The organism is Pseudomonas sp. PNPG3 (genome assembly GCF_023093815.1).
Lineage (GTDB): Bacteria > Pseudomonadota > Gammaproteobacteria > Pseudomonadales > Pseudomonadaceae > Aquipseudomonas > Aquipseudomonas asiatica.
Window position 1 is genome coordinate 1 of the sequence record NZ_JALLKV010000049.1, and the last position, 5514, is coordinate 5514.

Genomic DNA, 5514 nt, shown 5'->3' on the forward strand with positions numbered 1-5514 from the left:
AAAGTGTCGATGGCGAAGTAGCCGGAAAACAGGGGCTACTTCAGACCATCCCTAGAACTAATTAGTCAAAAATCATCTATAAAAAACAAGTCGCTGACAGGTCTGGATTCAATAATCTGCAATGCTTTGCCATTGTCGGGTTGGCAGTATTCGCGCAGTCGTTCGCTATCTATTTGATCTGCGGCAAGTCGCTGGTCTTGGTTACGTAAAGCAGAGCGGGACCTTGCGACCTGCGTTGTCGTACGGGCCCGATTCTGCCTGGTTCCACGGCCACTGCATGCCTGTCTTCAGGCAAGGTTCGTGCTTGTAGACAAGCAGCCGCCTGGACGAGCGGAGAGCTCTGAAATATTGACGCCTGAACCTTGGCAATTGCCGATGGACGGTTGCCCGGCAGCATTACGTGCAGCCGCTGGGGTATGGAGAAGGTACGCAAACCGGCCGATGAATGCGCTTGTAATTGATGTACGGCATTTGTCCTTGAGAAACGGTTGGCTAAGGTTCAAATATCAATGTGACATTACATTGCTGATTGTTTAGGATGGCATGTATAAGGTCAATAGTTTGGCAGTTAAGTAGTTCCAATTAGCTGTAGACGGAATATTGACGTCAAAAGGCGTCAAGAGATCATCGACATAGTTCCGCCTGAAGTGGCCTACAAGTGCCGCTCTGGCAGGGAAGTACCCCATCGGGTCGCACGGAGAGTCCAATGAGCAGCGTTGTAGCCATCGTCAAAAGTATTGTCGGCCAGGTTATCGCGGTATCCCCAGAGGGCATCCGGCGTGTACTCATCGAAGGGGACCGTCTATTGACCGGTGAGGAAGTGCTCACTGGCCCGGGCGGTGCGGTTACTTTGGAACTGGCCGACGGCCGTCTGCTCGACCTGGGTCGTGACAGCCAGTGGAGCGCCGATGCACCTGACAGCAGCACCGACCTGAGCCAGGCGACCGCCCAGGCCGCACCGTCGGTGGAAGAGCTGCAACAGGCGATCGCTGCAGGTGTCGACCCGACCACCGAACTGGAAGCTACCGCGGCCGGCCCGTCGGCAGCAGGCGGTGGTGCGCTGGGCGGTGGGCACAGTTTCGTGATGCTCGAAGAAACTGCAGGCAGGGTCGATCCTACCGTCGGCTTCCCGACTGACGGGCTGGGCTTTGCTGCAGTACTCGGTAGCGAAGAGGTTGGTGTGCTGGACACCACCAGTAACAGCCTGGTGACTACGCCGACGACGGACGCCGACGCCGCTACCGACCTGATTCTTGGCGCCACTCCTTCCATCAGCGAAGCGGGTGGCGTGATCGTTTATACCGCCACGGTGGGCCAGGCGCCGACTACCAATCTGGTCGTCACCCTGTCCAACGGTGCTGTAATCATCATTCCTGCCGGGCAGACCAGCGGTAGCGTCAACGTCGTTATCCCTGCGAACGACACGCCGTATATCGATGGCGGTCAGATCTCGGCGACCGTAACGGGTACCACCGGTGGCAACGGGCTGACGGTGACATTGCCGCAAACACCAGCGGTTACCCAGGTCATTGATACCATCGACACCACCACCGCTACGCTGACTGCTTCGCCAAGCGTGACCGAAGGCGGCGTGATCACCTACACCGTGACCCTGAGCAATCCAGCTCAAACCCCGGTGACCGTGACCCTGTCCAACGGCCAGACCATCACCGTTGAAGCGGGCAAGACCCAAGGCAGCGTCGACTTCCAGACCCCGGCCAACGACGTCTACAACAACGGTTCGACCGTCAGCGTTACCATCGAGAGCGCCACGGGCGGTAATTTCGAACAGCTGACCCCCAACCCGACGCCGGCTCAGACCACGATCAACGATTCGATCGACATCACCACCGCGACCCTGACGGCGAACCCGTCGGTGACCGAAGGCGGCGTGATCACCTACACCGTGACCCTGAGCAATCCAGCTCAAACCCCGGTGACCGTGACCCTGTCCAACGGCCAGACCATCACCGTTGAAGCGGGCAAGACCCAAGGCAGCGTCGACTTCCAGACCCCGGCCAACGACGTCTACAACAACGGTTCGACCGTCAGCGTTACCATCGAGAGCGCCACGGGCGGTAATTTCGAACAGCTGACCCCCAACCCGACGCCGGCTGCGACTGTCATCAACGACAGCATCGATACCGTTACCGTAAGCATCGTCAGCAATGGCAATGTGACCGAAGACCAGCAGCCTTCCTTTACTGTGAAGGTAAGCCAGGCGCTGGACCGTCCGTTGACCGTAACGCTGTCGAACGGCGACACCGTGACCATCCAGGCTGGCAAAACTGAAGTCGAATACAAGACCCCCGCCCAAGGCGATGACGTCATCAAGGATGCCGGCTCCGTCACCTTGAGCATTACCGACGCCACCGTTTCGGGTGCCACCTTCGAGAAGCTGACCTTCGGCGGCCCGGCTACCGTTCAAATATCGGACACCATAAGCGAAGTCGTCGCTACCTTGACCGTCGACAAGGCTAGTGTGGCTGAAGGTGGTCAGGTGACCTACACCGTCACATTGACCAATGCACAGGGCTTGTCCGTCACCCAGCACGGCGCGCTGACCTTCACCCTCACCGATGGTACGAAAGTCACCATCCCGGCCAACAGCGCTTCGGGCAGCGCGACCATCACGGTCAACGATGATGTTTATGTCGGTGGTCAGGCTGCCATTGCCAACAAACTCGAGTCGGTATCGGGCGCAGACAGCTTCGAGAAGTTGACGCTCAGCGGCGATACCGTCACCACCTCGGTAACTGATGAGCCAGGCTCGGGCACTCCGGGCACCGGTAACCAGGGTGATCTGGTACAGGTCACCATCACGGCAGATCAGGCCTCGGTGGCCGAGAACGTCAAGCCGAGCTTCACCGTGCACATCAACGCCGCACTGGATCATGACCTGGTCGTGACCTTGAGCAACGATGCCCAGGTCACCATCAAGGCTGGTGAAACCAGCGTGCCGTACACCCATGACGCACAGGGCGACGACGTTTATCAGGATGCTGGCGAGATCAGCCTGGGTATCAAATCTGCAGTGGATATCGACGGTCGAGCCTTCGAAAACCTGCAACTGGGTGGTGATGCGTCGGTGAAAGTCACCGACACCATCGACGAAGTCGTGGCCAAGCTGACGGCGACTGCCTCGGTCACCGAAGGCGGCGAGATCACCTACACGGTGACGCTGACCAACAAAGATGGTCTGCCGATCAATAACCACTCGGACCTATATTTCACACTGAGTGACGGCAAGACCGTGGTCTTGGTGCCAGCGAACAGCACTACCGGCTCGGAAACTGTAACTGCGCCAGACAACGTCTATGTGGGCACCAACGACCCGGTGGTCAATGCCATCGATGCAGTCAGCGGTGCGGATGCCTGGAAGTTCGAGCAACTGACCCTGGACAAGACCCCGGTCAGCACCACCGTCACTGACGAGCCAGGTACTCCGGGCAACGAAGGCGACATCGTCAAGGTCACCATCACCGCTGACCAGGATTCGGTTGCCGAGAACGTCAAACCGACCTTTACCGTGCACATCAACACGGTGCTGGCGCATGACCTGACCGTGACCCTGAGCAACAACGCGGTCGTGGCCATCAAGGCGGGTCAGACTTCGAGCGAACCGTACACCCACGAGGCTCAAGGCGACGACGTTTACCAGGATGCTGGCCAAATCGTCCTGGGTATTCAATCGGCCGTTGATGCCACTGGCGCGACCTTCGAGAACCTGCAGCTGGGTCACCCGGCCTCGGTGAAAGTCACCGATACCATCAACGAAGTGGTAGCCAAGCTGACCGCCACTGAGTCGGTGACCGAAGGCGGCGAGATCACCTACACCGTGACGCTGACCAGCAAAGACGGACTGCCGATCGACAATCACTCGACGCTGTACTTCACGTTGAGCGACGGCAAGACCGTGGTTACCGTGCCGGCCAACAGCACGACCGGTTCGGTCACTGTGACCGCGCCGGACAACGTCTACACGGGCCCCAACGCAGCGGTCGAGCAGAGCCTGAAATACGTCAGTGGCGCCGATGCCTGGAAGTTCGAGCAGCTGACGCTGGATGACACCAAGGTCAGCACAGAAGTCACCGATGAACCACGCACTCCGTGTAACGAAGGCGACATCGTCAAGGTCACCATCACCGCTGACCAGGACTCGGTGGCCGAGAACGTCAAACCGACCTTCACCGTGCACATCAACACGGTACTGGCGCATGACCTGACCGTGACCCTGAGCAACAACGCGGTCGTGACCATCAAGGCAGGTCAGACTTCGAGCGAACCGTACACCCATGACGCTCAAGGCGACGACGTTTACCTGGATGCTGGCCAAATCGTTCTGGGCATCCAGTCGGCGGTTGACGCTACTGGCGCGACCTTCGAAAACCTGCAACTGGGCGACCCGGCTTCGGTGAAAGTCACCGATACCATTAACGAAGTGGTGGCCAAACTGACCGCCACCGAGTCGGTCACCGAAGGCGGCGAGATCACCTACACCGTGACGCTGACCAGCAAAGACGGACTGCCGATCGACAATCACTCGACGCTGTACTTCACGTTGAGCGACGGCAAGACCGTGGTTACCGTGCCGGCCAACAGCACGACCGGTTCGGTCACTGTGACCGCGCCGGACAACGTCTACACGGGCCCCAACGCAGCGGTCGAGCAGAGCCTGAAATACGTCAGTGGCGCCGATGCCTGGAAGTTCGAGCAGCTGACGCTGGATGACACCAAGGTCAGCACAGAAGTCACCGATGAACCACGCACTCCGTGTAACGAAGGCGACATCGTCAAGGTCACCATCACCGCTGACCAGGACTCGGTGGCCGAGAACGTCAAACCGACCTTCACCGTGCACATCAACACGGTGCTGGCGCATGACCTGACCGTGACCCTGAGCAACAACGCAGTCGTGACCATCAAGGCAGGTCAGACTTCGAGCGAGCCGTACACCCATGACGCTCAAGGCGACGACGTTTACCTGGATGCTGGTCAAATCGTCCTGGGTATCCAATCGGCCGTTGACGTCACTGGCGCGACCTTCGAGAACCTGCAGTTTGGTGGCGCCGCTTCGGTCAAGGTAACTGACACGATCGATACCACCAGCGTGGCGGTGACGGCCGACCCAGCGAAAGAAGGCGATACCAACATCACCTTCCACTTCCAGCTGAGCAATCCGCCGCAGGCTGGCAGCACTACGACGCTGACCGTCGATGTGGATGGCGTGACGCGTACTGTCGCTATCGATGCTACCGGCAAAGGCACCCTCAACGTCGCGAATACCAACGGTGAAGATGTCTACACCGACGGCAGCACCGTGACTGTCGAAGTGACCGCTGTTAACGGTGGCAACTTCGAAGCGGTAGACCTGAGCAACGCCAGCGTTACGGCTGAAATCAAGGACACCGTCGACACTACGACGGTGACCGTGACGGCCGATCCGGCAAAAGAGGGTGATGCCAACATCACCTTCCACTTCCAGCTGAGCAACCCGCCGCAGGCTGGCAGCAC

The 5514-nt window shown here is 59.0% G+C and carries 1 protein-coding gene; it reads left to right on the forward strand.

Features of this window, described 5'->3' with window-relative positions:
- Window positions 1-706 precede the first annotated feature (706 nt).
- Window positions 707-5514: retention module-containing protein (locus MJ643_RS23820; protein ID WP_247727015.1), on the forward strand; the 4808-nt coding region annotated here is incomplete at its 3' end.